General features: G+C 61.5%; 4 protein-coding genes and 1 pseudogene. All 5 read right to left on the bottom strand.

Features of this window, described 5'->3' with window-relative positions; all coding sequences use genetic code 11:
- Positions 1 to 234 precede the first annotated feature (234 nt).
- Positions 235 to 1,254, bottom strand: a complete 1,020-nt coding sequence (locus E0F99_RS28680) for a branched-chain amino acid aminotransferase (RefSeq protein WP_083357851.1) — start codon at positions 1,252 to 1,254, stop codon at positions 235 to 237.
- A gap of 133 nt (positions 1,255 to 1,387) precedes the next feature.
- Complete coding sequence (gene lpdA / locus E0F99_RS28685; RefSeq protein WP_083357852.1) at positions 1,388 to 2,767, bottom strand: dihydrolipoyl dehydrogenase; 1,380 nt, start codon at positions 2,765 to 2,767, stop codon at positions 1,388 to 1,390.
- 3 nt (positions 2,768 to 2,770) lie between these two features.
- Entirely contained in the window at positions 2,771 to 4,036 is a 1,266-nt protein-coding gene (locus tag E0F99_RS28690) for a dihydrolipoamide acetyltransferase family protein (RefSeq protein WP_083357853.1), read from the bottom strand.
- The gene (locus E0F99_RS28695; RefSeq protein ID WP_083357854.1) at positions 4,037 to 5,095 is read right to left on the bottom strand and encodes an alpha-ketoacid dehydrogenase subunit beta; all 1,059 of its coding nucleotides are present in this window, start codon (positions 5,093 to 5,095) and stop codon (positions 4,037 to 4,039) included. It abuts the gene before it with no gap.
- 1 nt (position 5,096) lies between these two features.
- Positions 5,097 to 5,308: pseudogene (locus E0F99_RS28700) on the bottom strand (3-methyl-2-oxobutanoate dehydrogenase (2-methylpropanoyl-transferring) subunit alpha); the annotation flags it as partial.

Consider the following 5,308-nt stretch of genomic DNA (forward strand, 5'->3'; position numbering starts at 1 on the left):
GCCGATGCATTCCTTATCGGCGCTTTGGTGAAGGGGTGGGGCGAAGTCTCCCACGGTCTGTACTGGCTAGAGTCAGATGCTGGCTTTTAGTCCCACCACCCCAACAAGTCTAACCATACAAGCTGGCTTGCCTGCGATGGCGGTGCATCAGTCAACTTATTGAGTCACTGATAGACCGCCATCGCAGGTAAGCCAGCTCCCACATTGGTTTTGTGGTGTTGCGGGCTTTTGGGCTTAGACCTTGACGATCCAGCCTTCTGGGGCTTCAACGTCACCGGTTTGCACGCCGGTCAGCTCTTTGTAGAGCTTCTGGGTGATCGGGCCGACTTCGGTTTCGCTGTGGAATACGTGCAATTTGCCGTTGTACTGGATGCCGCCGATCGGCGAGATCACGGCGGCCGTGCCGCAGGCACCGGCTTCCTTGAACTGATCCAGTTTGTCGATGAACACCTCGCCTTCGACCACTTTCAGGCCCAGGCGCGACTGGGCCAGTTCGATCAGCGACAGGCGGGTGATGCCTGGCAGCACCGAAGGCGACTTCGGCGTGATGAACTGGTTATCGTGGGTGATCCCGAAGAAGTTGGCCGAGCCGACTTCTTCGATTTTCGAATGGGTCATCGGGTCCAGGTAGATCGCATCGGCGAAACCGGATTTTTTCGCTTCAGCGCCTGGCATCAGGCTGGCGGCGTAGTTGCCACCCACTTTGGCGGCGCCGGTGCCTTGTGGCGCGGCGCGGTCGAAGGTGGAGATCTGGAAGTTGTGGGGCACCAGGCCGCCCTTGAAGTAGGCGCCGACCGGGATGGCGAAGACCGAGAAGATGAACTCCGGCGCGGTACGCACCCCGATGTTGTCACCGGTGCCGATCACAAACGGGCGCAGGTACAGCGCGCCGCCGCTGCCGTACGGCGGGATGAACCGCTCGTTGGCCTTGACCACGTGTTTGCAGGCTTCGATGAAGTCTTCGGTGGACACGTGCGGCATCAGCAGGCGTGCACAGCTGCGCTGCATGCGTGCGGCGTTCTGGTCCGGGCGGAACAGGTTGATCGAACCGTCTTTGCAGCGGTAGGCCTTGAGGCCTTCAAAGCACTGCTGGCCATAGTGCAGGGCAGTCGAGCCCTCGCTGATGTGCAGCACGTTGTCGTCGGTCAGGGTGCCCGCTTGCCATTCGCCGTTTTTCCAGACTTGGAGAAACCGCTTGTCGGTCTTGATGTAGTCAAAACCCAGCTTGTCCCAATTGATGCTTTCGTTACCCATGACACCCTCTATTTCTGGTCAACCGCCTGGTCGAAGGCAGGCTTGTCGGTTTTTTTCTGGATGGGCGCAACAATACTGCATTCTTGGCCCATGTGGGAGCGTGCTTGCTCGCTCCCACATGGGGATTGTGGTTTTACAGGTGCAGCGCGTGCCCCAAGGCCCTTAAGGCCGCCTCTTGTACGGCTTCGCCGAGGGTCGGGTGGGCGTGGATGGTGCCCGCCACGTCCTCCAGACGCGAACCCATTTCCAGGCTCAGGCCAAAGGCCGTGGAGAGTTCGGACACGCCAACACCTACCGCTTGCCAGCCGACGATCAGGTGGTTGTCACGCCGCGCGACCACACGCACGAAGCCGGTTTTCGACTCCAGGGTCATCGCCCGGCCGTTGGCCGCAAACGGGAAACTCGACACGATGCAGTCCAGGCCCGCCGCCTTGGCTTCATCCGGGGTCTTGCCGACCACCACCAACTCTGGGTCGGTGAAACAGACTGCTGGAATCGCCGCCGGGTTGAATTCGCGGGATTTACCGCTGATCAGTTCGGCCACCATTTCGCCTTGGGCCATGGCCCGGTGCGCCAACATTGGCTCGCCACTCAGGTCACCAATCGCCCACACGTTGCGCATGCTGGTCTGGCAATGGCTGTCGATCTTGATCGCAGCACCGTTCATGTCCAGGTTCAGCGCTTCGAGGTTCCAGCCTTGGGTGTTGGGTTTGCGACCCACAGCCACCAGCACCTGATCGGTGTCCAGCGACACGGTGTCGCCATTCGGATCGCGCACTTGCAGGCGGTCGTTTTCGAAGCCGGTGACGCTGTGTTTGAGGTACAGCTTGATGCCCAATTGCTTGAGGGACTCAGCCACAGGCAAGGTCAGCTCGGCGTCATAGGCGGGCAGGATATGTTCCTGCGCCTCGACCACACTGACCTCGGCGCCGAGCTTGCGGTAGGCAATGCCCAGCTCCAGACCGATATAGCCGCCGCCCACCACAACCAGGCGTTTGGGCACGCGGGTGGGTGCCAGCGCTTCGGTGGAGGAGATGATCGGCCCGCCAATGGGCAGCATCGGCAGGTTGACGCTTTTCGAGCCGGTAGCCAGCAGCAGGTGTTCGCACTGTATGCGCTGGTCGCCGACGTCGATGGTCTTGCCGTCGACCACCTTGGCCCAGCCGTGGATCACCTGCACTTTGTGTTTTTTCAACAGTGCAGCAACGCCGGTGGTCAGGCGATCAACGATACCGTCTTTCCATTCCACGCTTTTGCGGATGTCCAGCGTGGGTACGTCCACTTCGATGCCCAACTGCGAGCCCTGGCTGTGGTGCACCGTTTGCTGGAACTGCTCGGCCACATGGATCAAGGCTTTCGATGGGATGCAGCCGATATTCAAGCACGTGCCTCCCAACGCCTGGCCTTCCACCAGAAGGGTCGGGATGCCCAGCTGACCGGCGCGTATCGCCGCCACATAACCGCCAGGGCCGCCGCCGATAATCAGCAGCGTGGTGTGTAGTGTCTGAGGCATGCCTTACTCCAAAAACAGGCTGGCGGGTTGTTCGAGCAGGCCGCGAATGGCCTGGATGAATTGCGCCGCGTCCATGCCATCGACCACGCGGTGATCGAAGGAACTGGAGAGGTTCATCATCTTGCGGATCACGATCTGGCCCTTGATCACCATCGGCCGCTCGACGATGCGGTTGACGCCGACAATGGCGACTTCCGGCAGGTTCAGCACCGGTGTGCTGACGATGCCGCCCAGTGCGCCCAGGCTGGTCAAGGTGATGGTTGAACCGGACAATTCATCGCGACTGGCCTTGCCACTGCGTGCGGCCGTGGCCAACCGTGCGATTTCCTCGGCATTGCCCCACAGGCTGCGTGCTTCGGCGTGGCGCACCACCGGCACCATCAAGCCCACGTCGCTCTGGGTGGCGACGCCCACATGCACCGCGCCGAGGCGGGTGATGACCTGGTTTTCGTCGTCGTAACGCGCGTTGATCTGTGGGAAATCGCGCAGCGCCACGACCATGGCGCGCACGATAAACGGCAGCAACGTCAGCTTGCCGCGTGCAGCACCGTGTTTCTCATTGAGGTGCACGCGCAGCTCGTCAAGGGCGGTGACGTCGATTTCTTCTACATAGCTGAAATGCGCGGCGCGGCGGGTGGCGTCCTGCATGCGCTGGGCGATCTTGCGGCGCATGCCGATCACCGGGATCTGTTCTTCGTCGTTGCGTTCGGCGTAGGGGTTGGCAGCGGTTTTAGTTTGCGCCGGACTCTGGAGCAAGAAAGCCTCCAAATCTTCGTGCAGAATCCGGCCCGCAGGACCAGAGCCCTGCACCAGGCGTAACTGAATGCCAGCATCCAGCGCGTGTTTACGTACGGCAGGCGAGGCCAATGGGCGTTCGTCGGCTTCACGGGCCACGGGCGCTTGAGCCGCCACCACTGGCGCGGGCTTGCTTGGCGCCGGCGCGGCTTTGGCTTGCGCAATCGGAGCGGGTGCAGGCGCAGCTTTTGCCGGTGCAGCCACCGCCGGTACATCTTTGGCGTTCCCTGCGCCTTCCACTTCAATACTGATCAAAATACTGCCCACGGCCATGACTTCACCCGGCTCGCCGCCGAGGGAAATCACTTTGCCGTGCACCGGCGAGGGAATGTCTACCATCGCCTTGTCGGTCATCACATCCGCCAGCACCTGGTCTTCAACCACCAGGTCGCCAACCTTCACATGCCATACCGACAGTTCAACTTCTGCGATGCCTTCGCCAATGTCCGGCATCTTGATAACGTGCGTGCCCATTCAGACCTCCATGACCCGTTTCAACGCCGCGCCCACGCGGGACGGCCCTGGGAAATACGCCCACTCTTGCGCGTGCGGGTAGGGGGTGTCCCAACCGGTGACGCGTTCGATCGGCGCTTCCAGGTGATGGAAACAATGCTCTTGCACCAGTGCTACCAACTCGGCGCCAAAGCCACAGGTGCGGGTGGCTTCGTGCACCACCACGCAACGGCCGGTTTTTTTCACCGACGTGACGATGGTTTCCAGGTCCAGCGGCCATAGGCTGCGCAGGTCGATGACTTCGGCGTCGATGCCGGTTTCTTCGGCGGCGACTTGCGACACATACACCGTGGTGCCGTAGGTCAGCACGGTGACGGCCGAGCCCGGGCGCACGATGGCGGCCACGTCCAGTGGCACGGTGTAGTAACCGTCCGGCACTTGCGCTTGCGGGTGTTTCGACCACGGCGTCACCGGGCGATCGTGGTGGCCATCGAACGGGCCGTTGTACAGGCGCTTGGGCTCGAGGAAGATCACCGGGTCGTCGTTTTCGATTGAGGCAATCAGCAGACCCTTGGCGTCATACGGGTTGGACGGCATTACTGTGCGAAGGCCACAGACCTGCGTGAACACCGCTTCGATGCTTTGGCTGTGGGTCTGGCCGCCGTAGATGCCGCCGCCGCAGGGCATACGCATGGTCAGCGGCGCAGTGAACTGGCCGGCCGAGCGATAACGCAGGCGCGCCGCTTCGGAAATGATCTGGTCAGTGGCCGGGTACACGTAGTCGGCGAACTGAATTTCCGCCACCGGGCGCAAGCCGTAAGCGCCCATGCCCACCGCCACGCCGACGATGCCGCTTTCCGAGATCGGCGCGTCAAACACCCGCGAGCTGCCGAACTTGTTCTGCAACCCTTCGGTGCAACGGAACACGCCGCCGAAGTAACCAACGTCCTGGCCGAACACCACCACGTTATCGTCACGCTCAAGCATCACATCCATGGCCGAGCGCAGGGCCTGGATCATGGTCATGGTGGTGGTGGTCATGGCGGTTTCCAGTTCAATACTGTTGTTGTGATCGTTCATGTCAGATCCCCAACGCTTGACGCTGGCGCTTCAAGTGCTCCGGCATCTCTTTGTAAACGTCTTCGAACATGGTCGCGGCGCTTGGAATCTGGCCGCCGGCGAGGGTGCCGTACTGTTCGGCTTCTTTTTGTGCCTTGACCACTTCGGCCTCAAGTTCGGCACTGACCGCCGCGTGTTCCTCTTCGGACCACTGGCCAATCTTGATCAGGTGCT

Source organism: Pseudomonas antarctica, from assembly GCF_900624995.1.
Classification (GTDB): domain Bacteria; phylum Pseudomonadota; class Gammaproteobacteria; order Pseudomonadales; family Pseudomonadaceae; genus Aquipseudomonas; species Aquipseudomonas antarctica.